The sequence below is a fragment of the Actinomycetota bacterium genome, from assembly GCA_035759705.1.
Classification (GTDB): domain Bacteria; phylum Actinomycetota; class CADDZG01; order JAHWKV01; family JAHWKV01; genus JAJCYE01.
Window position 1 is genome coordinate 28,915 of record DASTUJ010000138.1, and the last position, 22,875, is coordinate 51,789.

30 protein-coding genes are annotated in these 22,875 nt (G+C 65.5%); 12 read left to right on the plus strand and 18 right to left on the minus strand.

Translation table 11 applies throughout. The features are described 5' to 3' along the window. Positions 1-9 precede the first annotated feature (9 nt). From VFV09_09565 to VFV09_09595, 7 genes are all read left to right on the plus strand, one after another. Complete coding sequence (locus VFV09_09565; protein HEU4867964.1) at positions 10-1,296, plus strand: glycosyltransferase; 1,287 nt, start codon at positions 10-12, stop codon at positions 1,294-1,296. A gap of 704 nt (positions 1,297-2,000) precedes the next feature. Next, on the plus strand, positions 2,001-2,822 hold the full coding sequence (proC, locus tag VFV09_09570; GenBank protein ID HEU4867965.1) for a pyrroline-5-carboxylate reductase: 822 nt from the start codon (positions 2,001-2,003) through the stop codon (positions 2,820-2,822). Positions 2,823-3,125: 303 nt separating this feature from the next. Further along, entirely contained in the window at positions 3,126-3,320 is a 195-nt protein-coding gene (locus VFV09_09575; GenBank protein HEU4867966.1) for a helix-turn-helix domain-containing protein, read from the plus strand. Between the two features lie 111 nt (positions 3,321-3,431). Next, positions 3,432-4,328 (plus strand): Clp1/GlmU family protein, encoded by an 897-nt coding sequence (locus tag VFV09_09580; protein ID HEU4867967.1) that lies wholly within the window; start codon positions 3,432-3,434, stop codon positions 4,326-4,328. 37 nt (positions 4,329-4,365) lie between these two features. Continuing rightward, a complete protein-coding gene (locus VFV09_09585; GenBank protein HEU4867968.1) occupies positions 4,366-4,467 on the plus strand; it encodes an AURKAIP1/COX24 domain-containing protein in 102 nt (33 codons plus the stop codon). A 12-nt stretch (positions 4,468-4,479) separates the two neighbouring features. Beyond that, the gene (locus VFV09_09590; protein ID HEU4867969.1) at positions 4,480-5,292 is read left to right on the plus strand and encodes an SAM-dependent chlorinase/fluorinase; all 813 of its coding nucleotides are present in this window, start codon (positions 4,480-4,482) and stop codon (positions 5,290-5,292) included. Positions 5,293-5,473: 181 nt separating this feature from the next. Continuing rightward, positions 5,474-5,731 (plus strand): GlsB/YeaQ/YmgE family stress response membrane protein, encoded by a 258-nt coding sequence (locus tag VFV09_09595; GenBank protein ID HEU4867970.1) that lies wholly within the window; start codon positions 5,474-5,476, stop codon positions 5,729-5,731. A gap of 4 nt (positions 5,732-5,735) precedes the next feature. On the opposite strand, the gene VFV09_09600 is transcribed toward VFV09_09595, so the two are convergent. Next, positions 5,736-6,110 carry a response regulator transcription factor gene (locus tag VFV09_09600; protein HEU4867971.1) on the minus strand — a complete coding sequence of 125 codons (375 nt, stop codon included), beginning with the start codon at positions 6,108-6,110 and terminating at the stop codon, positions 5,736-5,738. 93 nt (positions 6,111-6,203) lie between these two features. Between VFV09_09600 and VFV09_09605 the strand changes: the two genes are divergently transcribed. Genes VFV09_09605 through VFV09_09615 form a run of 3 tightly spaced genes read left to right on the plus strand, consistent with a single transcriptional unit; the run spans position 6,204 to position 7,965 of the window. Further along, positions 6,204-6,941 carry a hypothetical protein gene (locus tag VFV09_09605; GenBank protein ID HEU4867972.1) on the plus strand — a complete coding sequence of 246 codons (738 nt, stop codon included), beginning with the start codon at positions 6,204-6,206 and terminating at the stop codon, positions 6,939-6,941. 50 nt (positions 6,942-6,991) lie between these two features. Next, complete coding sequence (locus VFV09_09610) at positions 6,992-7,732, plus strand: cytochrome c biogenesis protein CcdA (GenBank protein ID HEU4867973.1); 741 nt, start codon at positions 6,992-6,994, stop codon at positions 7,730-7,732. Then, positions 7,729-7,965 carry a glutaredoxin family protein gene (locus tag VFV09_09615; protein HEU4867974.1) on the plus strand — a complete coding sequence of 79 codons (237 nt, stop codon included), beginning with the start codon at positions 7,729-7,731 and terminating at the stop codon, positions 7,963-7,965. The genes VFV09_09610 and VFV09_09615 overlap by 4 nt, the downstream gene beginning before the upstream one ends. Positions 7,966-8,022: 57 nt before the next feature. Here the strand turns inward: VFV09_09615 and VFV09_09620 are convergent, their stop codons facing one another. The 16 genes from VFV09_09620 to VFV09_09695 all read right to left on the minus strand — a co-directional run bounded on the left by VFV09_09620 (position 8,023) and on the right by VFV09_09695 (position 19,977). Next, positions 8,023-9,066, minus strand: a complete 1,044-nt coding sequence (locus VFV09_09620) for a hypothetical protein (protein ID HEU4867975.1) — start codon at positions 9,064-9,066, stop codon at positions 8,023-8,025. Between the two features lie 26 nt (positions 9,067-9,092). After that, positions 9,093-10,013, minus strand: coding sequence for a c-type cytochrome (locus VFV09_09625; protein ID HEU4867976.1), 921 nt, complete (start codon positions 10,011-10,013; stop codon positions 9,093-9,095). A gap of 37 nt (positions 10,014-10,050) precedes the next feature. Continuing rightward, a complete protein-coding gene (locus tag VFV09_09630) occupies positions 10,051-10,752 on the minus strand; it encodes a ubiquinol-cytochrome c reductase iron-sulfur subunit (protein ID HEU4867977.1) in 702 nt (233 codons plus the stop codon). After that, positions 10,749-11,597: a menaquinol-cytochrome c reductase cytochrome b subunit gene (locus tag VFV09_09635; protein ID HEU4867978.1), complete on the minus strand. Its 849-nt coding sequence runs from the start codon at positions 11,595-11,597 to the stop codon at positions 10,749-10,751. The genes VFV09_09630 and VFV09_09635 overlap by 4 nt, the downstream gene beginning before the upstream one ends. Positions 11,598-11,631: 34 nt before the next feature. Beyond that, positions 11,632-12,348, minus strand: a complete 717-nt coding sequence (gene extP, locus VFV09_09640; protein HEU4867979.1) for a selenite/tellurite reduction operon b-type cytochrome ExtP — start codon at positions 12,346-12,348, stop codon at positions 11,632-11,634. A 100-nt stretch (positions 12,349-12,448) separates the two neighbouring features. Continuing rightward, positions 12,449-12,862, minus strand: a complete 414-nt coding sequence (locus tag VFV09_09645) for a 4Fe-4S binding protein (protein HEU4867980.1) — start codon at positions 12,860-12,862, stop codon at positions 12,449-12,451. After that, a complete protein-coding gene (locus tag VFV09_09650) occupies positions 12,859-13,203 on the minus strand; it encodes a hypothetical protein (GenBank protein HEU4867981.1) in 345 nt (114 codons plus the stop codon). Before VFV09_09650 ends, VFV09_09645 begins: the two co-directional genes overlap by 4 nt. Before the next feature lie 114 nt (positions 13,204-13,317). Further along, positions 13,318-13,467, minus strand: coding sequence for a heme exporter protein CcmD (gene ccmD / locus VFV09_09655; GenBank protein HEU4867982.1), 150 nt, complete (start codon positions 13,465-13,467; stop codon positions 13,318-13,320). Between the two features lie 37 nt (positions 13,468-13,504). Further along, positions 13,505-14,224 carry a cytochrome c biogenesis protein CcsA gene (gene ccsA / locus VFV09_09660; protein ID HEU4867983.1) on the minus strand — a complete coding sequence of 240 codons (720 nt, stop codon included), beginning with the start codon at positions 14,222-14,224 and terminating at the stop codon, positions 13,505-13,507. Next, positions 14,221-14,916 (minus strand): heme exporter protein CcmB, encoded by a 696-nt coding sequence (locus tag VFV09_09665; protein HEU4867984.1) that lies wholly within the window; start codon positions 14,914-14,916, stop codon positions 14,221-14,223. Before VFV09_09665 ends, ccsA begins: the two co-directional genes overlap by 4 nt. Positions 14,917-14,921: 5 nt before the next feature. Beyond that, positions 14,922-15,524, minus strand: coding sequence for an ABC transporter ATP-binding protein (locus tag VFV09_09670; GenBank protein HEU4867985.1), 603 nt, complete (start codon positions 15,522-15,524; stop codon positions 14,922-14,924). Between the two features lie 10 nt (positions 15,525-15,534). Then, entirely contained in the window at positions 15,535-16,755 is a 1,221-nt protein-coding gene (locus VFV09_09675) for a hypothetical protein (protein HEU4867986.1), read from the minus strand. Next, complete coding sequence (locus VFV09_09680; GenBank protein ID HEU4867987.1) at positions 16,752-17,096, minus strand: hypothetical protein; 345 nt, start codon at positions 17,094-17,096, stop codon at positions 16,752-16,754. Before VFV09_09680 ends, VFV09_09675 begins: the two co-directional genes overlap by 4 nt. After that, positions 17,093-17,569 (minus strand): cytochrome c-type biogenesis protein CcmH, encoded by a 477-nt coding sequence (locus VFV09_09685; GenBank protein HEU4867988.1) that lies wholly within the window; start codon positions 17,567-17,569, stop codon positions 17,093-17,095. The genes VFV09_09680 and VFV09_09685 overlap by 4 nt, the downstream gene beginning before the upstream one ends. Beyond that, positions 17,566-19,563: a heme lyase CcmF/NrfE family subunit gene (locus VFV09_09690; protein ID HEU4867989.1), complete on the minus strand. Its 1,998-nt coding sequence runs from the start codon at positions 19,561-19,563 to the stop codon at positions 17,566-17,568. Before VFV09_09690 ends, VFV09_09685 begins: the two co-directional genes overlap by 4 nt. A 24-nt stretch (positions 19,564-19,587) precedes the next feature. Continuing rightward, a complete protein-coding gene (locus VFV09_09695) occupies positions 19,588-19,977 on the minus strand; it encodes a cytochrome c maturation protein CcmE (protein ID HEU4867990.1) in 390 nt (129 codons plus the stop codon). Between the two features lie 129 nt (positions 19,978-20,106). Here VFV09_09695 and VFV09_09700 point away from each other — a divergent pair, with 129 nt between their 5' ends. Beyond that, positions 20,107-21,432: a geranylgeranyl reductase family protein gene (locus VFV09_09700; GenBank protein HEU4867991.1), complete on the plus strand. Its 1,326-nt coding sequence runs from the start codon at positions 20,107-20,109 to the stop codon at positions 21,430-21,432. Here the strand turns inward: VFV09_09700 and VFV09_09705 are convergent. Further along, positions 21,427-21,900, minus strand: coding sequence for a methylglyoxal synthase (locus tag VFV09_09705; protein ID HEU4867992.1), 474 nt, complete (start codon positions 21,898-21,900; stop codon positions 21,427-21,429). The genes VFV09_09700 and VFV09_09705 overlap by 6 nt on opposite strands. A 278-nt stretch (positions 21,901-22,178) precedes the next feature. On the opposite strand from VFV09_09705, the gene VFV09_09710 reads away from it, so the two are divergent. Next, a complete protein-coding gene (locus VFV09_09710) occupies positions 22,179-22,706 on the plus strand; it encodes a hypothetical protein (protein HEU4867993.1) in 528 nt (175 codons plus the stop codon). Positions 22,707-22,875 lie beyond the last annotated feature (169 nt).

Consider the following 22,875-nt stretch of genomic DNA (forward strand, 5'->3'; position numbering starts at 1 on the left):
CGTGTCGCGATGCTTGTCGTGCACTCCAACCCCCTGGCCGAGCCCGGCTCGGGTGACGCCGGCGGCATGACGGTCTACGTCCGGCAGATGGCCGCAAGCCTCGCCCAGCGGGGCATCGAGGTGGACATCTTCACCCGGCGAGACTCAGCGGACTCGAAGACCGAGGTCACCCTCCGGCCGGGCGTGCGGGTCATCCAGGTCGAGGCCGGGGCTCCCGGCCTATCAAAGGAGCAGATCCCCGCCTACCTGCCCGAGTTCAGCGCCAACCTGCTCAAGTTCGTCGAGAGCTCAGGGATTTCCTACGACGTCGTCCACAGCCACTACTGGCTTTCGGGCAAGGTGGCCGCCATCGTCGCCGCCCGCTGGGGGGTCCCTTTCGTACACACCTTCCACACCCTCGGCCGCGAGAAGAACCGCGCCCGCCGTCCGGGAGACCTCATGGAGCCGGAGTTCCGGCTGGACGGGGAGGCGCGGGTGATCGCCGACGCCTGCGCGATCGTGGCCAGCACCGCGGAGGAGCGCAAGGCCCTCATCGATCTCTACTCGGCTCACCCGGAGCGCATCCACCTCATCCCGCCGGGCGTGGACCATGCCACGTTCCGCCCCGACAACCGGGAGGCGGCCAAGCACGCCCTCGGCCTCGAGGGCAAGAAGGTCATGCTCTTCGTCGGCCGGCTGCAGCCGTTGAAGGCGGCCGACGTCGCCATCGAAGCTCTGGGACATCTGGTCCGCTGGGGAAGGGTGGGCCTGGACGACGTGCGTCTTCTGATCGTCGGAGGGTCCAGCGGCAAGTCCGGCTCGGGGGAGTCCGAGAGGCTGGCGGAGCTGGTTGCCGGTCTGGGCCTGTCGGAGGCGGTCCAGTTCGTCCCGGCGCAGCCGCACAACCGCCTGCCCGCCTACTACCAGGCGGCCGACGTGTGCCTGGTCCCCTCCTACACCGAGTCGTTCGGCCTGGTTGCGCTGGAGGCCCAGGCGTCGGGGGTCCCGGTGGTGGGATCCGCTGTCGGAGGCCTGAAGGCCATCGTCCGTCACGGGCAGACCGGCTACCTCGTGGCGCCCGGGGCGTCGGAGTCATTCGCAGAGCGGACGTGGATGGTCCTGTCGGACGACCGCCTCTCGGAGAGCATGGGCAGGCTGGCGGTCTGCTCGTCCGGCGACTTCGCGTGGGACCGCTCGGCCGGTGAGCTGCACGATCTTTACACCGCAGGGTCCAAGAGCAACGACTGTTCCCCCTCTTCGATGTGGAGTGGGAAGAAACCTTTCGGGTCGCGAACAATTGTCCTGAAGCGGTCTTGACGCTCCTCAAAGGGCTGGGTAACTTGTCCCAGTCGCACGCAGCCCGGTAAACCGCCGGCAGCGAAGCGGTCTCGAAGAGGGCAGAGCGAATCCTCGTTGGTCTCTCGTCTTTGAAGGTTTTGGCCTACATCGACGTGGATTTGGGCGGGAAGGCACTGCATCTACGGGATTGTGGTTGCCGGGATTTTCCGGCCGTGTGGGACTGGCAGGGCCCAAGATGCCGTAAGGAAGCACAAAACTGTGTTCGGGGAAGTGCGCAGTGGAGTGCGACTCGAGGTACCTCGGGCCCTGCTTCTTTTTGTCTCCGTATGTTCGCGTCGAGAGCGCGAATAAATCTCGTCTGCCGCCCTTGACCGGTTCGGCCGCGCGCCGTAGTTTTCGAGTATCCCGAGCGATACCGGGGACCGGCAGCGGATCCTTCCGGCAGCTCATCCCAAGGCCGAAACCTTGTCGGCGGACCGGGCAACCAGGTCTGTCCACAGGTAGTACAGCTTTTGAGCGTCGGAGGTGATCGCAAAGGCCCCAGGGATTGCTCGGGACACTTTTAGGGCTCAGGGCAATAAGGTTGCGTGGCCCGCCGTAGCTACTGCACGAAGCACCGGCGAAAGCCGGCCGATCGAGCGGTTCTGGGGCCGGGTTGTGTGGCCCCAACTCCTGAGCCTTAAATGTGTCCCGAGCAAGGCGCGGTCTGGGATACTGCCGGAATGGACACAGATCGCAAGGTAGCCGTTCTCGGCTCCGGCAAGATGGGCGAGATCCTCGCCGCAGGCATGGTTCGCTCCGGCGTCTGTTCCGCCGGGCAGATTCTGGTCACCGACGCCGACCCGGATCGTCTCCAGCAGGTAGCCGGCCGCCATGGCTTTTCGGCCGCAAAGAGCAACCGGGAGGCCGTCGAGGAAGCCGGGGTCGTGGTACTGGCGGTCAAGCCCAAGGACATCGACGGTCTGCTCGCCGAGATCGGCCCCGCTCTGGGGGCCGGCACTCTGGTTATCTCAATCGCTGCGGGCATCACCACCGGCGCCCTGGAACACGGTTTGGGCGACGGGGCAACTGTGGTTCGCGCCATGCCGAACGCCGCGTCCTCTGTTGGCGAAGGCATCACTGCCATCTGCCCGGGCAGCGCAGCCGGCGACGAACACCTGGCCGTGGCCCGGGAGCTGCTGGAGGGCGTGGGGCCGGTCCTGTCGGTGGGCGAGGCCTACATCGACGCGGTGACGGCGGTCTCCGGCTCTGGTCCCGCCTACTTCGCCCTTTTCGCCGAGGCTATGGTCGATGCCGGCGTCACGGTTGGCCTGCCCCGGGAGATCTCAGCCCGGCTCGTGGCCCAAACTATGAAGGGCACGGCAGCGTTGATCACCCAGGGGATGGAGCCGGTGGAGGTTCGCGCAGCCGTCACCTCTCCCGGAGGCACCACCGCGATGGCGGTCCGGGAGTTGGAGAGGGCCGGGGTGCGTGCCGGAATCCTGAACGCCGTTCAAGCTGCCTTCGACCGGGCCAGAGGGCTGGCAGGAGCCGAAGGCAAGTAGGTTTCTAGGCCGAACCGCCGCCGGACTTCTTGGCGGCCTTCTTGGCCTTCTTCGCTGCCTGGGCGGCGTCGTTCTTCGGACGCTTCTTCTCTTTGGGTGCAGGCTGCTTAGCCACTTCGCCTCCCTTTGATTCAGGTGGTGGGCCTGGCCGTCGAAGGATCGAGCAGGCTCCCACATGGTGCCACCTCTAACAGCAAAATGGCGCCGTTGCCGGGTGAGGGATCATACCGCGCCCGATAGCAGGGGTTGCCCTATGTTGCCCAGTGGGGCGGGATGTATACTCCCGAAAAAAAGGGTGAGCGAATGGCTCGTGAAAAACAGGGGTTCCAGTTTCTGACCGTGAGCGAGGTCGCTCTGCTGATGCGTGTATCCAACATGACGGTTTACCGACTGATCAAGTCCGGAGCTCTAAAGGCGGTGCAGGTCGGTAACCGCTACCGGGTTAAAGAGTCGGATGTTCACCAGTATCTTGATGACCATTACGTCAGGGCGGTCTAGGCAGAGTCTCTAAGCTGAGGTTCGCTCGATGCGCGCCTCGAAAATGCAGTCTGCTCTACGAATAGATCGACGGTAGATGGCGCGCCGGCACTAACTTAAAAGGGATGCCAAGTGGCGCGTGTTTCTCAGAAAGAGTTGATCGACCGGCTCGTCGAGTCGTGCCACACCATCGTCCTGCTCGGGGGCATCGACTCCGGTAAAACCAGCTTCGGGCTCAGCCTCGCGGAAGCCGCCCGGCGTAAGGGAATCTCGGTTGCCTACGTCGACGCCGACCTGGACCAGTCCACGGTCGGCCCGCCTACCTGTGTGGGCCTCAAGTTCTGCACCGACCTGGAGAGGGTTGACGCCCAGACCGTCCGGGACGCCGACGAGCTCGGCTTCGTCGGCGCCTACTCGGCCGAGGGAAACCTGACGGCGGTGGTGGCCGGAACCGCCCGCCTGGTCAACCACGCCCGGGACGCCGGGTGCCGGCTCGTCATCGTCGACACGGGAACGCTCATCTCCGGGACGGACGCCGAGCTGCTCAAATTCCACAAGCTGGACCTGGTCCGGCCCGACCACGTGGTCGGCTTTCAAAGAGGCGAGGAGCTCGACCCCATCCTCGGCGTTCTAAGCCGCTTCTTCTCGCTCGACGTCACGGCACTCAAGGTCGACGGTGAGATCGCCGAACGGTCCGCCGAGGACCGGCTCGCGGCCCGGGAGAAGGCCCTCGCCTCCTTCTTCGTCCCGCCGATATCCAAGTGGCGGGTTAAGCGGACGGTTTTTATGCCCACGCTCGCTCCCGACACCGATGCGAGGCGCCTGGACGGCCTGCTGGTGGGGCTCGAGGACGGCAAGGGCAAGTGCCGCGGCATCGGCCTTCTGGAGTACACCGAGGAGGGCGATGTGCTCAGGATGGTATCGTCAGTAGGCACCGGTGCCAGAGGTCTCAGGCTCGGATCGGTCCGCCTGACCGTGGAAGGTAAGACCATCGGCAGGTTCGAAGCAGAAGAGATCTTCAGCAGCTAGACCGCTGAGGCCGAATTTCTTAGGAGAAGGGCTCGATTTGTCATCTGTCGTAAAGAAGCGCAGGAAAAAGATGCGCAAGAAGAAGCACAAGAAGATGTTGAAGCGGACGCGCTGGCAGCGCCGGCAGCAGGGTAAGTAGGCCTTCCGCCAGATAACCTTTCTCTCCGACTTCGGACTGGCCGACGAGTACGTCGCAGTCTGCAAGGCGGTGATTAGGAGTATCGCTCCGGGTGCGGAGATCGCAGACATCAGCCACCTCATCGAGCCCTACGGGGTGCGTCAGGGTGCCGTGGTGCTGTATGAGTCCGTCCCCTACTTCCCACAATCGGTCCACCTCGCAGTTGTCGACCCGGGTGTTGGTTCGGCCCGGCGCGCCGTGATCCTCTCGGTAGCCGGCGGCAGCTCGCTGCTGGTCGGGCCCGACAACGGCCTCCTTATGCCCTCCGCCGCCCGTCTGGGCGGCGTCGAGGGCGCCTGGGAGATCGCCAACCCCGAGCTGGGCCTCCCGGTCCGCTCCTCGACCTTCCACGGGCGGGACGTCTTCTCTCCGGCGGCCGCCCACCTGTTCCTAGGGGTCGCCCCGGCAGAGTTCGGTCCCGGGGTCGACCCAGGCTCCCTGGTGCGGCTGGAGGAGACCACGGTGGCGGACCTCGGCAGCCACCTGAGCGGCGAGGTCGTGCACGTCGACCGGTTCGGGAACCTGCAGACCAACCTTCGTAGTGTCCACCTGGACCGCCTGAACGCCGTACCCGGCGACCGGCTGCAGGTCCGTCTGGGAGAGCGCGTTGTGGAGGCGACCGTACGCCGGTCTTACTCCTTCGGCGAGGTGGGGGAGCTGCAGCTGGTGGTGGACTCGCACGGCTGCGTCGCGATCTGCGTCAACGAGGGGAGTGCGGCCCTGCTGACCGGCGCCCGGCCCGGTTCGACCGTGCTGCTGGGAGCTGGAGGGTTTGCGGAGGGCTAGTGGATTTTGGAGCGTGCCGCCGTCTAGCGGGGAACGCTGCTCATCTGGAGGACCGAGAGGGCTCCCATCAGCAAAATTGCCAGGAGCAGCACCGCTACGGCCACGATCGTATTCCGTCTCACCCAATGAGGATATCGTGAGCCAACGTAATTGGGCACGACCGTGACACGGGAGTAGCAAAATGGGTTCGTTTCTCTACGCAATCATCGTCGGCGGGATCGCCGGCTGGCTGGCCAGCATGGTTACGGGCACCAACGAGCGGATGGGTTGCCTGTTGAACATCGTCGCAGGGATAGTCGGGGGGTTCATTGGAGCCTGGGTCTTCCAGAAGACCGGCATGCAGATGCCGGGAGGAACCTGGGTGGGCCCGATTGTGGTGTCGTTCGTCGGCGCAGCGATTCTGCTGGGCATCGTTCGGTTGTTGACCGGGCGGGGCTAGCGGTCTACTTCCCGAGCTGAAGGGTCAGCTCGCAGATCGCCCGCTCCAGCGTCTCGAGGCCCTCGGCCTTGCCGACGCACAACGCCACCCCAACGCCGGCCGCCTGCTGCTTGAGGTCTTTGTCCACGTAGGCGGTGTAGAGAATGATGTTCTGGTCCGGGGCGTCGGCGAGGATGCGCCGGGAGGCCTCGAGGCCGTTCATCCCGGCCATGGCGTGGTCTATGACCATGACGGCCGGACGGTGCTCGGCCGCCAGCTCCACGGCCTGGGCGCCGCTGCTGCCCTGGCCGACGATGTTGAACCCGTCCAGGGTAAGAAGCGACACGAGCATGTCCAGCACGTGTTTGGTGTCGTCGACGACCACTACGTCTATCGCCAAGATGTTCCTTTCCTTAGGCTTGCCGGGCGGCATGGCGCGCGGTTGGCCTTCAATTCACATTACTTGAAGTTTCGCAGTTAGGGTGTAGGTGTGATGGGTCTCTTTCCTCTGGCTGCTGCACTGGTAAGCGGCACATTCTCAGCCTCACTCCTCCGCCAGTTTGCCCGCCGGCGTGGTCCTCACCAGCTGGCCTGGGGCATCGCGCTGGGCACCTTTGCCGCCGCTTCGGTGTTTGCCGCGGTGGGCATGCTCGCCGGCTGGTCCGGTTCCATCTTCCGGTTGTACTATCTGTTCGGCGCCCTGGTAAACGTGCCGATACTGGCTTTGGGTACCCTCTATCTCTATTTCCCGCGCCGGGTGGGCCACCTGGCGGCACTTTTGGTGGCGGCGGCATCGCTTTACGGCGCGGTAGCAGTTATGTCGGCCGAACTGGTCGAGGCGCCGCTCAGGATCTCGGGCGCGATCCCCATGGGCTCAGAGGTCATGGCCCCCGCCGTCCGTGCGCTGTCCCGCTACTACTCCTACGCCGGCTTCCTGATCGTCGTGGCCGGTGCAATCTGGTCGGCGGTGAAGCTCGCACGCAAGCCGGGGGAGCGGTTCAAGCGACTGGCGCAGGGTAACGGCCTGATCGCCGCAGGGACTGTCGTGGTGGCGCTGGGAAGCGCCTTCGCCCGGCAGGGCCAGGGAACGGTGTTTGCGGTGGGCCTGGCGGTGGGCGTGACGGTCATGTACCTGGGGTTTCTCCGCACGAGCACGCCGCCCGGCCGAAAGGCGGCTGTTGCCGAGGCGCAGGGCGCGGTGGTGGCGACCAATGGTTCCTCGGGAGGTTAGCGCTGCGCGGCGGGCTTTTGCGAAGCAGCTGAGCGGGACCGGCGTGGATCGTGGCTGACGCCTCGGTCGGGCTGCCGATCGCCTTTATCGCCGGGGCCGCTTCCTTCCTCTCTCCCTGCGTACTTCCCCTGCTGCCCGGCTACCTCTCCTACATGTCAGGGATGTCGCTGGAGATGGTGCGGGAGGGCAACGCGCCGGTCCGCCGGCTGCTCGGGCCGACTCTGTTGTTCGTTGCCGGCTTTTCGACCATCTTCGTTGCCCTGGGGACCTCGGCCAGCCTGGCCGGCTCGCTTTTGAGGGACCACCAGCTGATCCTGACCCGTATTGCAGGCGTGCTGGTCATTCTGATGGGGCTGGCTTTCATGGGCCTGCTGCCGCTCCCCTTCCTCTATCGGGAGAAGCGCCTGGACATGAGGCGGGGGCGCACCTACACCGGCAACTACCTGATGGGCCTGAGCTTCGGGCTCGGGTGGACTCCCTGCATCGGCCCGACCCTCGGCGCGACGCTGGTCATCGCCTCCCAGGCGGACCGGGTGGGGGAGGGGGCGCTCCTGCTGTTCGTGTACTCGCTGGGTCTCGGCATTCCGTTCGTGTTGTCGGCGCTCGGCGTGTCCCGGCTCACCGGGGCCCTCGCCTTTTTCCGCAGCCACCAACAGGCGATACTGCGGGTAAGCGGAGGGCTGCTGGTGGCGTTCGGGCTGCTCCTGTTCTTCAACCGGGTGTACGTGATCTCCGCCTGGATCCAGCGGGGGATGGACGCAGCGGGCCTGGAGGAGCTGATAGGCATATGAGCGACGTGGTCCTTTACACGAAGCCGGGCTGCTGCCTGTGCGACGACGCAAAAGCGGCCCTGGAGAGGGCCGGCATCGGGTTCCGGGAGGTGGACATCAATCGGGACCCCGGCTTGTTCGCCGAGTACGGCATCCGCATCCCCGTGGTGGAGGTCGGCGGTGTGCCTGCATTCGAGGCGGGGATGAACCCGGACGAGATTGCGGAACTGGTGGACGAGGCGCGGGGCCTCTAGCTCGGCAAAACAAAAAGGCCCGGCCGGGTGGCCGGGCCTTTCGTCGGGGCTTTGTTTCTAAGCGATCTGAGGCTGGGTCAGCCGCGCTTCCTTCTCGATCTTCGAAACGCCGATCAGGTGGGCGATCATCAGGATCACGCTGATCGCCAGGTAGATGAACGCCGGCACCCGTACCGATCCCCGGACCCGCACTGCTGCGACCAAGGCATCGTCCGGAGCGCCCGGCTGTCCGGTCATGTCCAGTGTGGCGAAAGGCACGTTCGGCTTGATGGCGTCGTCCTTGCGGAATCCGTAGTCGATGAGCTTGCCGGTCTTGTCGGCGTTGAGCGTGATGGTCTGGCCCTCGGCGTCGACCTCGAGAATGGGCATTCCCGGAGTCACATCCGTGCCTTCCTCGACCAGGAACTCCTTGACGGTGCCCTCGGCTTTGCCGCCCAGGTCGCCGGACATCATCTGCTCGATTGCGACCGCCCGGCCGACTGCGAGGACGGAGTCCTTCCCGGCCACGTCGACTTCCTTCATCCTGACGTCGGTGGTTGAGAACTTCTCAGGGTCGAGTGCGATGTCGCCCTTGGTCATGTCCTCGACCGACTCGACGACACCGGGGATGGGGCTCGTGGCCTCCATCACCAGCGCCTCCATTACCGGGTCGGCGTTCTCCAGCTCGGAGGCCAGGTCGTCGCCCCCTTCGAGGTCGGCCAGGTGGACGTCCTCCTCGGGCTCCTCCCAGCCTTCGCCGTCGGGGTAGTCCGCGGTGTCCCAGGTTCCCCACCGGGTGTCGACCTCGTCCAGCTCAGGACCGACCGCCGCCGGATGCCATGCGGTGTCCGTTCCCAGATCACCCCAGAAACCAGCTTCACCCTTCGGGCCAAGGCCCGTGGCGAACCAGATGGCCGAAAGAAGCGTCATCACCGCAAACAGGCAGGCGCCGGTTACGAAGTAGCCGAGCTTGGCACCCAGGATCATCGACGTAAGCAGCCAGACGCTGCCCACGAAGACGACGATGAACGCGATGGTGATTGCAATCCCCTTGATGAAGGTACCGCTGCCTCCGGAGGTCGCGGCCTCGGTAGCGAGTAGTGCGATGTCGGAGGTATTCAACGGCTTGCTCCCAATCCGAGAAGCATCTACAGGCTCCTCTCGTAATCCACAACCAATTGGATCTGCTCATCGGTGAGGGTTCCGCCCCAGGCGGGCATCGCTCCGGTGCCCTGGCCGGACGTGCCGTAGGGCTGTCCGGGCTTGGAGCCTTCCTTCACGAAGGTCTTGTGATCTTCGATGTTCGGGAACATCGCCGACTCGGACCCACCCTTCATCGCAGGACCGGATCCTCCGGCGCCGCCGATACCGTGGCAGGTGGAACAGAACTGGGTGAAGATCTGGTCGCCGGTGGCGCCCTCCTCCACCTCCGCCTCCTGCTGGATGCTCTCGAGCCAGTTGACGATGTCGTCAAGCTCCTGCTCGGTCAGAGGGCCGCCGTACTCGCCGCCCCATGTGGGCATGTCGGTTCCCGGGCGTCCACGTTCGATGGTCTCGCGGATGTAGGCGCGGGCATCCTCGAAGCCGGGAGGCGGCTCCTCGTAGCGGGCGAACACGGTCTTGAGCTCGGGCACCTGCACGATGGATCGGGTCCCGGTGTCCGGGTTGAGGAACTCGTTGGTTCCGCCCTCGGCACCCTCGCCGTGGCAGCGGGCGCACTCCTTGCCCTTCGAGTTGGTGGCTCCGGTCTGCTGGTTGGTGGTCAGGGCGTAGTACTCCTCGCCCCGCTCGAGCGACTCCTCGGCAAACTCCTTTTCGTTGTCCAGGCGGTTCTGGGGCTCCTGCACCCAGTAGGCCGGCATGAAGAAGGCAAAGAACAGCGTGAGGGCCAGGCCCCAGCCGTGGATCTTGGTTAGGCGTGACGACTCCAGCACTGCGTCGATGTCTGCCGGCCTGAGGGCCGGGGGCACCTTCGACTTGTTGCCGGATCCCGAGCGCGTCCTGAGCACAACCAGGGCGGCGCCGGCGGCAATGCCTCCAACTAGAACTGCGATAAGTAGCTGACCCATGATCTCCTGCTAACTTGCTGTTCGAACGGTCAAAGTTTTAGGCGGTAACGCAGTGAGCCCCTTCAGGCTGCGGCTGCGTGGTGATGGTTCCCCGGGGGGCTCCGGCGATGATGGTGGCGGTGTCGACGATGATCTCGCCGTCCACCACCTCGACCCTGAACTGGTCGAGGCTGCGAGGCGCCGGGCCATCCCGGTACTCGCCGTTCACGGAGTACTTCGAGCCGTGGCACGGGCACTCGAACCACTTTGCGGGCGGGCACCACGGAACGCTGCAGCCCAGGTGAACGCACTTGCGGTAGAGGGCCATGAAGCCGGAGACATCGACGTTGGCTGCCTTGTAGGCGGGAACGTCGGCCGCGTCGGCCGGGTCGCCTTCGTACAGGGTCAGGTAGAAACGGCCGTCCGGGATGAACTTGGGCTCCCGGCTTGCGAGCTCGGCGCGAAGGTCGTCCTCGTTGCCGACGGTGATCTTCGAGCCGAATCCGCCCCGCAGGCGGGGGTACAAAAAGTCGATGGAGGCCAGGGCGAACTGCCCCAGGAAGGCGAGGGAGGCAAACCCTACGCCCCGCAGGAGGAACTTGCGGCGGCCGACGTCGGTGACGTCGGAAACCGGCTGTACCTCGAGCTGGCCTTCGGTGACCGCGCCGGCTTTGCGGCTGCGGGCGCCGATGAGAGCAAAAGGAATCCAGGCCAGAAGAGAGGCCAGGGCAATGATGAGGGCGAACTGAATAGGTGTCATAGCTCGAAAAATATCCCCGCGTCCCATGGGTAGACAAAGTTGAATCCAGGGCCTCTCATGATCGACCCTAGCATGCCGAGAATTGCGAACATGAGCATGAAGATGGTCCACATCGAGATGGCCAGCTTCCGGTCACCGGGCTTGTTGGACGGGTTCCGGTCGATGTACGGCGTTGCCATCAGGCCCAGGATGAGCCACTGCGGAATCGAAACGCCCGCCACCTGCGGGTGGAAGTAACGAAGCAGCTCCTGCAGTCCGAGGAAGTACCACGGCGCCTTGGAGGGGTTCGGTGTGACGTTGATGTTGGCAAGCTCACGAAGCTCGGCGTTCACAAAAACGGAGACGATGGTCAGAAGCGCAGTTACCGCCAGAACGGCGAGGAACTCGCCCGCCATCAGGTGCGGCCAGGTGTTGACCCGGTCGATGGGCTCCTTCTCGACTCTCTGGATAGATTCCGGCTTGACGACCGCCAGCAGACGCTGCAGACGCTCGGGAGCGGCGTCGCCGGCCCCTACGCCTGCCCTTGCCGCCGCCCTGCGTCCACCGGCGGCCGGAGCCGCAGCAGGAGGGGCGGCTGCCGGAGCAGAGGCGGCGGCAGCAGCCGGAGCAGCAGCTACGGCTGCGGGCTCGGGTGCCGAAGCAGCAGCAGCCGCGGGTTTCTCGGCAGACTCATCAGCGGCAGCGGGCTTGTCAGCAGCAGGAGTCTTGGGAGCTCCCCCGCCTGCAGCAGCCTTCTTGGCGCGGTGCCGTGCAGCCTTGGCTCGAGCCTCGGCAACCGCCGGGGATGAGCCCTTGGCATTTTCTTCGGCCAGCGTCTGGTCGAATATTTCGTCAGGAGTGGGCATCAGTTCGTCCTAGTCCGTCGTGGAGTGGTGCAGATCATAGTGGTCCCGAAATTCCGCCGTCCTTGCGGACTCGCCAGAAGTGCACGGCCATCAGCAGCGTGATGACAAACGGCAGTGCAAGCACGTGCAGCGTGTACCAGCGGATCAGAGTCCCGGCACCGATCTGAACGCCTCCGAGAAGGATGAACGAGACCTCTTTACCAACCAGCGGCGACTCGTAACCCATCTGTGTGCCGACGGTGACCGCCCAGATCGCCAGCTGGTCCCAGGGCAGCAGGTAGCCGGTAAAGGCCAGGAGCAGTGTGAGGAGCAGCAGAACGACTCCGATGACCCAGTTGAACTCCCGCGGCGGCTTGTAGGAGCCGGTGTAGAAGACCCGGGACATGTGCAGGAAGACGGTGACGACCATCAGGTGGGCGCTCCAGCGGTGCATGTTTCTCACCAGCTGGCCGAACGCCACCGAGGTTGCCAGCCCGACCATGTCGGTGTAGACGACCTCGGTCGAGGGCCGGTAGAAGAACATCAGGAAGATTCCGGTGATCGTCAGGAAGATGAACAGGAAGAAGGAAAGGCCGCCCAGACACAAGGTGTACGAGAGCTTGATTCCGTGCCGCTTCACCTTCACCGGGTGGAGGTGGTACAGGACGGAGTTCATGATCACGTAAGCGCGGTTACGTGGGGAGTCCTGGTATCCCTTCGTCAGGACCGATCCGGGCCTGAAGATGGAACGCCAAACCTGGCCGCCTCTCAGGCCGTCCCAAGCACCCTTTGCCAGAGCGCCCGGGTGGCGCAGGCCACCAAGCTTTTCTTTCAGATTTGCCGCCAACCCGTTCTCCTTGTGTCTTAGGTTGCTACGAAGTTGCGCCGGAAACCTTGCCCATCGCCCTCGCCGGAGCCTTCTGGGCCTCCAGCCTGCCGATGGTCAGCGCCCCCGTGGGACACCTTTCAACGCACAGCAGGCACCGGGTGCACGCATCGTCGTCAATCACGAACAAAATGTCATTGGCTTTCATGTCCCGGGCTATCTCTTCCGAGCCGGCCTCCGCAACGATGTTGGGAGTGAGCATGAAGATGCAGTACCAGGGGCAGATGTCGACGCAGCCCTCGCAGAGAATACACAGTTCGGGAATGAGCCCGATGTACCGGGGCGGCTTGCGTACGGACTTGACCCAGGAAGCTTCGACGTCCTGCATGACGTAGTCGGTGCGCAGGCGCGGCTTCTCAATGTCGTTCTTCTCGCTAAACGGATCCTGCGGGTATGTCATTTCCCGGGGAGGTATCCCTTAACGCCCTCGCTGCCCCTGAGGCCGAGGCGCCGGCGGCGCTTCTCACCCAGGATGTAGGTCGCAGCTACGGGAATTGCAAAAATGAAGGTCTGGACGCCCATGGTGATCGCATCGTGGATGCGAACCAGGGTGTAGGGGTCCTTGAACTCGATGCCCGAGACACTCTTGATGAACGCCGCGATGGACTCGGAGTTTCCGTCCCAGGCGTAGCGGAACATCGACGGCAGAAAACCCAGGGTCACGATCAAAATTCCCGTGATGATCGTGGACAGGATGATCGCCCGGACCCAGGTCATCGGCTTGTCAGTTTGTTTGCTCAAAGTAAGTGGTTCCCTCTTTGGTCTGTTCCGCCGTTCGGTTCGTGTGTCGGCGTCGGGCGCATTATAGCCGACGGTCCTGGCGACACTTCGGCCACTAACTGCACAGCCGACACTCTACTTTGCCGCGCCCTTTTTTTCAGAAGCCCGCAACTCGTCGATGCGCTTTTCGAGCGCCCGCTGACGCCTGGAAACCGAAAAAAGAAACATAACAATCGCCGCAAAAACCAGCAGATAGGCGAGTCCCAGAAAGCCGAGGCCGTCCATGTCAGGCCCGGGGGGTGCGGCGGCAGATGTTCACGGGCTAAAGACTACCCGCAGCGCGGTGGGTTATGACCGCGTTCTCCAAAGAGTCGCTCTCGAGCTCCATGACCTCGTCCTCCAGCTTGATCACCCTGACCCCCAATGCAAGCAGGACCAGGTACAAAAGCGTGAAGACCGCGAACATCAGGACCAGCACGATCTGCATCTCCGGCGGCAGGGCGGCCGAGGCTTCGGGGCGGATCACGGTGCGGGACGGGTGCTGGCCCCGCCACCAGTCGACCGAGAAGTGCACGAGCGGCACCACCATGAACCCTGCGATGCCGATGACCGCGCCGATGCGGGCGCCCCGGGTCTCGTCGCTGGCGTTCGCCCGGAAGGTCAGGTACCCGAGGTAGATGAGAAACAGGACGAGGGTCAAGGTGAGCCGGGGGTCCCACGCCCAGAACGCCCCCCAGATGGGCTTCCCCCACATGGCGCCGGTGATCAGCGTGATGCCGGTGAAGAGAACCCCGACCCTGGCACTGCCCTGGGCGACCCAGTCCCAGCGGGACTCGGAGGTCTTGAGGTAGGCGACCGAGCAGGCCAGAACCACCCCGAACGCCAGGTAGGCGACCCATGCGGACGGCGCATGGACGTAGAGGATCCGCTGCGACACGCCCTGGAAGGCCTCGGTGGGAACCCAGAAGAAAATTAGGGCCAGGCCCGTCAGGAACGCGGCGGCCAGAATCGTTTGCGTGAGCTGGAGTGGGTCTTTTTTCATTCCTCGATCACAAATTCGAAGGTCACGGCTCCGAGAGTCAGGAAGATCACGTCGAAGACTGCCAGAAGGATAAACCAGCGCAGTTCGTTACCGAACCCGTTCTCGATCAGAAGCGTGGAGGTGAGCTTGGAGGCTCCCAGGATCACCGGCAGGGTCAACGGGAACGTGAGCAGCGGCAGCATGAGCGACCGGGCCTCCGCATGCTGGGTGGCTGCGCCGAACAGGGTGCCCACCGCGGCCATTCCCAGGCTGGCCACAAGCATCACCGGAAGGATCTGCGGGAACAGCGACCCCGGCGCGATGTTGGCGAAAAGCATAAAAAGCGGGATTGCAACCATCTCGGTTGCCAGCAGAAAGGCCACGTTGGCAATCAGCTTGCCGGTGTAGAGGGCGGCGGGGTCCACGGGGGCGAGGAGCAGACCGTCGGCGGCCGAGGTCTCGCGGTCCGCCGCAGCGCTCCTTCCAAACCCGATGACCGCAGCGAAAAAGATGCTGGTCCACAGCAGCAGCCCCGTTATGTCCCGGGCCGACAGGGCGCCGGCGACCGGCACCGGCACCGGGGCCCTGAGGGCGCCCGGCGGCAGGGCGAAGGTCAGCAGGAAAACCAGGCAGAGGGCGAATACCAGCATCACCGGGGCGATCTGCCTGGCCCGCGACTCACCCCTCAGGTCCTTCGCGGCCAGCGCCAGCACAGTCCTCAAACGAGCCGCCCTCCGTCCAGGTCCACGAGCCGTCCGGCGATCTGCATCGCCTTCGCCCGGTCGTGCGTGGTGAGCAGCGTGGTCCTCCCGGGCCGGGAGATCAGCGCGGGGAGCCCGCCGGCGCTCGCCTCGTCCAGCCCGGAGAAGGGCTCGTCGAGCAGGAGGATGTCAGGGTCGTGCAGCAGGGCCCGGGCCAGGCCCAGCCTCTGTGACTCCCCGCGGGAGAACGTGCGGACCAGCGCGCTGCCCTTGTGCTCGAGGCCCACCTGCTCCAGCAGGCCCGGCACCTTCGCCCGGTCGACCCTGTACAGGTCGGCGTAGAACTGCAGGTTCTCCGGTGCCGACAGGTACCGGTAGAGGAAAGGCTCGTGCCCGAGGTACCCGATCTGCGCTTTGGCGTTCCGGGGTGCCCTGCCGGCGAGGGTTACGGTTCCCGAGGTCGGCTTCAACAGCCCGGCGGCGATCTTGAGTAGGGTCGACTTACCGGAGCCGTTGGCGCCGAGCAGGGCGACGGTCGCCCCCTCTTCGATCTCGAGTGTGAGGTTGCTCAACGCCCGGACCCGGCCGAACTTCTTGCTGACGCCGTCGAGGACTATCACCGGTGGGGGGTCAGCTGTCCGCCGGAGCGCTCAGCCGGGCGAGAAGAGCCGCACGCTGGGATTCGTAGTCGTCCTTCTCGATCGCCCCCGACTCGAATAGCTCGTCCAGCTCGGCGATCTGTTCGATCAGGACCTCGCGGGTGGGCCGGTTCGGCTGAGGTGCGGGGGCAGCCGGCTTTCCGGCCGCCGCTTTGGCCGCCCTTCTGCGGCGCATCCGGACCGTAGCCAGGCCGAGCAGAAGCGCCAGCACCGCGACCCCGGCGGCGAAACCGATCCACACCCCGTCGGTGCCCTCATCGGGGAAGCCGATGTCGGCCTCGATCACCGAGCCGGGGTTCAGCTCTCCGCTGCGGTAGCGGTTGTACGACTCGCCGCCGAGCGTTTTGGACTCCTCGAACTCGAACCCGGGCGCAGCGGTCAGCACCAGCCGTTTGCCGATGAGCAGGTCGGCGTGCTCGGTCGGGTGGTAGACCTCGCGCCGCAGCTGCCAGCCGGTTCGGGGGACCTTGACCTTGAACAGGTAGGCGACCGAGGCCTCGCCGGGCGGGAAAGCCGAGGTGGTGACCAGACGGCCCTCCCCGGACGTGGCCAGCCCGGCGCCGTTGGCGGCGTCGGCCGGCGCCAGGTCGTAGGCCGACTCGGGGACCGGGAGCTTCAGAACCTGCCTCTGCTGAGGAGCCGGCGACCCGGCTGGGCTCGGTTCCGGCTCCGCCTGGTCCGACTCGGAGCCGATGAAGGCGCGGTCGGAGTCGTTTTGGTACCTGAGCAGCTGGAGCACCTCCAGGACGTTGCCCTGGCCCTCCTCGGTGTTCTGGAGGACGGTCATGGAGTCCGAGGTGATCTTCACCACTGACACATCGTCGGTGGTCTCGTAGATCTTCAGCTCGACCGGGTCGGTCCGGCCGGCCTCGACCACCTGGCTGTAGGCGACCCCTCCGTAGAACAGGCCGACCAGGTGGCTCTTTGCCGGGTCGGCCTCGAAGGTGAACGAGCCGTCGGCGGCGACCGGTGCAAAAACCGGCTGCCCCTGAGGAACGCCTTCGTCGTCGTTCTGCAGAACCGTGATCCGAAGGTCTCCGGGGAGTGCGGCCCCGGCGGTCCCCATAACCACCCGGCCGGGTGTCGCCGCCAGGGCAACTCGCGGCAGGGCGAGGACGGCGAACGCCAGCAGGGCTACCGCTGCGGCCCGCCGGTTGATCGAACGACTGGATGGTTCGGCCGGAAGGATCACTTCTTGCGCAGGCGGGCCCGTGCGGCCTGGATCTCCGCCTCGAGGGTCGCCTGCTCGCTTTCCGCCTCGGCCTCGCCCTCGAGCTCCCGGATGATTCCCAGGGCCTCGGCCTTGCTCTGCCGACGGAGCTGGACGTAGTCCTCGTCGTCCATCTTCCCCATCTCGTGGTCGAGCTCCAGGTCCAGGATCGACCGGTAGACGCTGGACTTCTCCTCCAGAAGGTCGGCCGTGCGTCGATCTTCGGCCGGCCCCCGAAGGGCCCGGCGGCGCCCCAGGAGCGGCCTCACGATCCAGGCGACGGCAGCGGCCACGACCAGCCCCACCACTACCTGCTCGATCATTCCGATCCCCGCTTGAAGTTCTTGAAGTCCCTGTCGAACAGCTTTTCGTCCTGTTCGCTCAACTCGGGCACCGTCGCACTGGGCTCGGGCCCGGCCTCCCCGCCGCCGGTCCGGCGCCGGAGGAAGAGCATCACCACGCCCAGCCCCGCCAGCACGGCCAGGGGAGGGGCGACCCAGGCCAGCGAACCGCCTGGCCGGGCGAGGGCGACCTCGCCGAAGTTGTCGACTATCCACCGGTCGATCTCGGCGTTGGTGTCGCCCCGGCGAACCATCTCGTCCACTTCGGCCCGCAGCCGGCTGGCCTGGTCCGAGGGGCACTCGTCAAGAGTGAGGCCGGGGCAGAAGGGCGACATCATGCGGCCGGCGACCTCGTCGGAGGTGGGGACCGCGTCGGGGTCGGGACCGGAGGTGAGAGCCACTCCCAGCGCCAGGCCGCCGAGAACGGCTATGGCCGCCAGGGGCCACACCCTCATACCGGCACCGGTACCGATTCTTTGGCTTTGCCGCCGGAGGCTGCGGTTTTGCGCTGCTCGGGGGGCTTGCCGGACAGGATGACCGCCATCCCCAACGCCATGAAGCAGCCGCCGATCCAGATCCACGCCACCAGCGGGTTGACCCACGCTCGGAGAGTTATCCGCCCGTTGTCGTCCATCTGGGTGAGCACCAGGTAGAGGTCGTCGGTCAGGGAGGTCCTAAGGCCGATCTCCGACTGGGCCTGGTCCTGGGCGAGGTGAATGTTCCGCTGGGGCGTGAGCCGCCCGACCCTCTCGCCGTTTTCCGAGATGTCCATGACCGCCATGCGGACCGCTTTCTCGTCGGTGGTGTAGACGCGGGACCGCACGTAGGTGGCTTCGTACCGTCCGATTTCGAACGTGCCGCCCGGTGCCATGGTGCCCGACCAGGACTCCCGGAACGCAGTCCCCGAGATCCCCAGGCAGATCAGCACCACGCCGAGGTGAACGATGTACCCGCCGTAGCGCCGCCGGTTGCCGGAGATTACGGTAACCAGCCCCTTCGGGTAGGCAAACAGGCCGGTTCCCTTGTGCGCCCGGGCGCCCCGGGCGAACTCGGAGATCGTGGCCACGGCTACGAAGGCGGTCAGGCCCAGGCCGAACATCGCCCCGGCCGAGCGCACGCCGTTCGCCGCCAGCGACATAACCGTCGACGCCCCTCCCACCAGTGGGAGGAACATCTGCCGCCGGAGGCTCGCCCAGGAGGCCCGGCGCCACGCGACCAGCGGCCCGATGCCGGTCAGGGCGAGAAGCGCCAGGCCCATCGGCGCGACGACGGTGTTGAAGAAGGGCGGACCCACCGAGATCTTCGACCCGGTGACCGACTCGACGATGATCGGGTAAAGCGTCCCCCACAGGACGGTCAGGGCGATGGTGACCAGTAGGAGGTTGTTGAACAGGAACATCGCCTCCCGGCTGAACATCGTCTCCAGGTGGCGTTGCGACCGGAGTTTCTCGTAGCGCCAGCCGAGCAGCCCGAAGGCTGAGACGAGCATCACCGCCAGGAAAGGCAGGAACATCTTCCCGACCGGCGACTCGGCGAAGGTGTGGACCGAGCTCAGCAGCCCGGACCGGGTGAGGAAGGTCCCGAAGATCGCAAGGCAGTAGGTGCCGAGGATCAGCGCGACGTTCCAGATCTTCAGCATCTGCCGGCGCTCCTGGATCATCACCGAGTGCAGGAACGCGGTGCCGGTGAGCCACGGGAGCAGGCTGGCGTTCTCCACCGGGTCCCAGGCCCAGTAGCCGCCCCAGCCGAGCTCCATGTAAGCCCAGGCGCCGCCGAGGATGATGCCAACGGTGAGAAACGACCAGGCCAGCACGGTCCAGCGCCGGGTGGAGGTGAACCAGCCGGCCTCGAGCCGGCCGGTGACCAGCGAGGCGACGGCAAAGGCGAAGGGGACGGCAAAGCCGGTGAGGCCCAGGTAGAGCATCGCCGGGTGGATGGCCATGAACGGGGACTGCAGGAGCGGGTTGAGCCCCCGCCCGTCGCCCGGAATGGGTGAGATCGGGGTGAACGGGTTGGCCGCGAACACCAGCACCCCGGCGAAGAAGGCCAGGATGCACGCCAGCACCGCGGTCGCCACCGGCGTCAGGTCCGGCCGGCGCCTGCGCTGCACCGCCACCGCCGTCACCGCGTAGAGGGCGGTGAGCAGGGTCCAGAAGAGCAGGGAGCCCTCCATGCCGGACCAGAGGGCGGTCAATGTGAAAATCGGGGAGGTGGAGCGGCTCGAGTACCCCTGCACGTACTTGAGGGAGAAGTCCCTGGCGTAGAACGCGTAGACCAGCAGCACGGTGGCGGCCAGGATGAAAAACCCGGTGGCGAACAGGGAACGCTCGCCCGATGCCGCCAGCCGGTTGTCGTTTCGTTTGACGCCCAGGGCGGAGGTGCCGGTCGACCACACGGCACAGGCCAGGGCGGCGAGCAGGATCGCCTGCCCGGCGGCGCTTACATCCACGGCCCTAACCTCCTGCGGGTGACGCTAGCCTTCTGAGGCCAGCTTGGCTTCCATCTTCGACGGGCACTTGACCAGGACGCTGGAGGCGGAGAACGCCTCGTCCGCCATTGCTCCTTCGGCCACGACCTCGACGTCGTCGGCGAAGGTGTCGGGCAGAGCGTCCTCGGTGGTCACGTCGACCGATGACGACCCGTCGGAGACCGCGAAGCGAGTGGTGGTCCCGGCCGTCTCTATGGAACCGGGCACGACCTTACCGGCAACCCGCACGGAGCGGTTGCCGTCAAAGCTCCCGGAGGTCAGCTCCGAGGGCGTTCGGTAGTAGGCCGTGGTTCCCGAAAGTGACCAGACGATCAATCCGACGATTGAGGCCACGATCACTCCCGCGGCCAGAAGAAAGCGTTTTGACGCGGACATGGGCGTCATTATCCCATCGTTCAAACCAACCGGGCACTTGAGCCCCCGGCCGGGCGTGGAACGAAACTCGGTGCGAGAATTAGACTTGATTCAAGCGACTGCTCAAACCTTTGTGGGAGACATCAAAACATGGCGGAATACGACGCAATTGTCGTCGGTGCGGGCCCGGGAGGCTCCGCCGCCGCTTACTGGCTGGCGGCGGCCGGGCTCAAGGTCGCCCTGCTGGAGAAAAAGGCGCTGGGCCGGGACAAGGTCTGCGGTGACGGCCTCACCCCCCGCGCCACCAAGGCGCTGGTCGACATGGGCGTGCGGCCTGCCACCGAGTCCTACCACCGGATCAGGGGCCTCAGGGTTCTGGGCGCCGGCCGGGAGATGGAGCTGGACTGGCCCACCCTCAGCAACTTCCCGGCCAACGGCCTGGTGGCCGCCCGTGCGGTGCTGGACGCCGACATCACCCGCCGGGCGATCGAGGGTGGCGCCGAGCTGTTCGAGATGACCGAGGCCGTCGAGCCGGTCCGCAACGGCAAGACCGTGGTCGGCGTGAAGTGGGTCCGCAAAGAGGCCGCCGAGGGCGGGGGCGTGGTCAAGGCCGAGGAGGGCACCTTTATGGCGCCGTTCACCGTGGTCGCCGACGGCGCCTCGTCGTCGTTCGGGCGCGCTCTCGGCATCCGGATGGACCCGAGCTACCCGCTGGGGCTCGGCATCCGGGCCTACTACGAAACCGATCGGTCGAGCGACGACTTCATCGAGTCCTGGCTGGAGCTGCGCAAGGACGACCTCCTACTGCCTGGCTATGGGTGGCTGTTCCCGCTGGGCGACGGAACGATGAACGTGGGCGTCGGGCTGCTGCAGACCTCGAAGAGGGACCTGAACGTCAACCTCAGCCGGCTGCAGCACGACTTCATCGACTGCCTCCCCAAGTCCTACGGCATCACCCACGAGACCGCCACCGGCCCCTACAAGTCGGCCCGCCTTCCTCTGGGACTGAGCGTACGCAAGCCCTACGGCGACGGCTTCTTGTGCATCGGCGACGCCGCCGGAATGATCAACCCGTTCAACGGGGAGGGGATCGACTACGCCCTGGAAACCGGCAAGCTCGCCGCCGGGATGATCAGTGCGGCGCTGGCCCGGGGCGACTCCACCGAGCTCGGTGACTACCAGACGGCCCTGACCGACATCTACGGCGGCTACTACCGGCTGGGCCGGCTGTTCCTCCGGATGATCAGCAAGCCCGAGCTGTTCCGCCTGATGTGCGGCATCGGCATGCGTTCCGAGTCGGTGATGGCCTTCGCCCTGCAGGTCCTGGCAAACCTCGGCGAGGAGCACGGCGGCAGGATGGCCGACCGGGCCTTCCGCGGGCTGGTCCGGGTGGCGGAGAAGGGCCTCGAGGAGTACACCGACCCGGAAATACCCACCCCGAACGGGGTTAAGGAAAAGGTCTCCGCCCGTTCATAGCCGGGCTGCGGCCTCTTCCGCCGGTGAGACCACCGAGTCGTAGTCGAAGGCCAGCCTCACGTATTCACCGGCCATCAACGGCGAGGTGACCATGAAGTCCGCCGACGACCGGTTGCAGGCGATTGGGATGTTGTAAACCGCAGCGATCCGGAGCAGCGCCTTGACGTCGACATCGTGGGAGTGGGACTCCAGCGGGTCCCAGAAGAAAACCACGAAGTCGATGTGGCCCTCGGTGATCCCCGCCCCAATCTGCTGGTCGCCGCCCAGGGGACCGCTCCGGAACCTCGTCACGTCCAGCCCCACCTCGTTCTCCAGCAGGGCTCCTGTGGTCCCGGTGGCGCATAGCAGGTGCTGGGAGAGGATCGGCCTGTTCCAGTTGGCCCAGTCGACCATCTCGCTTTTGCGGTTGTCGTGTGCCACCAGCGCGATGGTCTTCACCGCCGGCATGACGACAGGTTGAATCTTCATAGGCCCGCTCCATTCGAACTCAGGTTTCACAATTCCGCTCCGCCCGCCGTTGGTCCGAGTATGCGGTCGCCAGGTTTCCGGTCTGTTGCGGGCTCGTGAACAGGAGATGGCGCCGGAGAATTCGCCCTTAACTAATTTCGCTTTGTGCCGATCAACTCGCAGAGATAACCGCGGGATCTCCTATGGAGGCATGGGCTGATATGGACGGAAGAGCTGCCAGAAGTATCGAAGCAATCCTTGACGAGTACAACAAAAAACAGCGAGCTGCGAGGTTGGAGATGGAACTTCGGAAAGCCCAGCGAGAAGAGTTTTTGAGCAACTTTGCCGGACGCATCCAGAGCACCGTCCGGCCGGTGATGGTGGAGGCGGCGGAGCTGCTGAAGCGAAGCGGGCACGACTACGAGATCATCGAGAACGAAGACGGCCTGCAGGCCGACGGCAAGACCTTGAACGCTGCGATCGTCCTGGCAATCTTCCCGGAGGGGGAACGCCCCAACGACCCCCGCAACAGCGAACAGTCCGGCTGGCCGCACATCGCCTTCTTCGTGAACCCCAACAAAAACACGATCTTCGTCCACGAGAGCGCCATGATGCCCAACATCGGCGGCCCCTCGGGCACCGCAGGGGAGTACACCCTGGACGAGATCACGGCCGAGACGGTGCAAAAGCACATCGTCAGCGTCCTTGCCCGGGCGATGGGCATCGGCCGGGTAAAACGCACCACCCGCAGCCTCCGGGCCCCCCGCGTCCGCCGTCAGGCCGAGGACCCGATTCCGGCAGCCCCCTTCAACTACCTGGCGCGCTAGCCGCCGCTCTTTCGGAGGGCCGGGATCCCGCGGTCAAAGGTCTCCGGAAGCGCCCGCATCGCCGCCGCCCCGGCCCGTAGCCGCCCTTCTAATGAAGGAGCGGCCTTTTCGACGTTTGCGCAGGCGGCGCTTCGGTAAGGGTTTGGGCTGACGAGCCTCGGGCTGCGGG

What these genes read in the sequence shown, in the direction of transcription:
- ccsA (HEU4867983.1), bottom strand. Translation starts at nt 14,224, where the DNA reads ATGAAAAAAGACCCACTCCAGCTCACGCAAACGATTCTGGCCGCCGCG.
- VFV09_09625 (HEU4867976.1), bottom strand. Translation starts at nt 10,013, where the DNA reads ATGGGTCAGCTACTTATCGCAGTTCTAGTTGGAGGCATTGCCGCCGGC.
- VFV09_09695 (HEU4867990.1), bottom strand. Translation starts at nt 19,977, where the DNA reads ATGTCCGCGTCAAAACGCTTTCTTCTGGCCGCGGGAGTGATCGTGGCC.
- VFV09_09615 (HEU4867974.1), top strand. Translation starts at nt 7,729, where the DNA reads ATGAGCGACGTGGTCCTTTACACGAAGCCGGGCTGCTGCCTGTGCGAC.
- VFV09_09700 (HEU4867991.1), top strand. Translation starts at nt 20,107, where the DNA reads ATGGCGGAATACGACGCAATTGTCGTCGGTGCGGGCCCGGGAGGCTCC.
- VFV09_09635 (HEU4867978.1), bottom strand. Translation starts at nt 11,597, where the DNA reads ATGCCCACTCCTGACGAAATATTCGACCAGACGCTGGCCGAAGAAAAT.
- VFV09_09575 (HEU4867966.1), top strand. Translation starts at nt 3,126, where the DNA reads ATGGCTCGTGAAAAACAGGGGTTCCAGTTTCTGACCGTGAGCGAGGTC.
- VFV09_09645 (HEU4867980.1), bottom strand. Translation starts at nt 12,862, where the DNA reads ATGACATACCCGCAGGATCCGTTTAGCGAGAAGAACGACATTGAGAAG.
- VFV09_09680 (HEU4867987.1), bottom strand. Translation starts at nt 17,096, where the DNA reads ATGATCGAGCAGGTAGTGGTGGGGCTGGTCGTGGCCGCTGCCGTCGCC.
- ccmD (HEU4867982.1), bottom strand. Translation starts at nt 13,467, where the DNA reads ATGGACGGCCTCGGCTTTCTGGGACTCGCCTATCTGCTGGTTTTTGCG.
- VFV09_09705 (HEU4867992.1), bottom strand. Translation starts at nt 21,900, where the DNA reads ATGAAGATTCAACCTGTCGTCATGCCGGCGGTGAAGACCATCGCGCTG.
- VFV09_09605 (HEU4867972.1), top strand. Translation starts at nt 6,204, where the DNA reads ATGGGTCTCTTTCCTCTGGCTGCTGCACTGGTAAGCGGCACATTCTCA.
- VFV09_09595 (HEU4867970.1), top strand. Translation starts at nt 5,474, where the DNA reads ATGGGTTCGTTTCTCTACGCAATCATCGTCGGCGGGATCGCCGGCTGG.
- VFV09_09685 (HEU4867988.1), bottom strand. Translation starts at nt 17,569, where the DNA reads ATGAGGGTGTGGCCCCTGGCGGCCATAGCCGTTCTCGGCGGCCTGGCG.
- VFV09_09630 (HEU4867977.1), bottom strand. Translation starts at nt 10,752, where the DNA reads ATGACACCTATTCAGTTCGCCCTCATCATTGCCCTGGCCTCTCTTCTG.
- VFV09_09565 (HEU4867964.1), top strand. Translation starts at nt 10, where the DNA reads ATGCTTGTCGTGCACTCCAACCCCCTGGCCGAGCCCGGCTCGGGTGAC.
- proC (HEU4867965.1), top strand. Translation starts at nt 2,001, where the DNA reads ATGGACACAGATCGCAAGGTAGCCGTTCTCGGCTCCGGCAAGATGGGC.
- VFV09_09710 (HEU4867993.1), top strand. Translation starts at nt 22,179, where the DNA reads ATGGAACTTCGGAAAGCCCAGCGAGAAGAGTTTTTGAGCAACTTTGCC.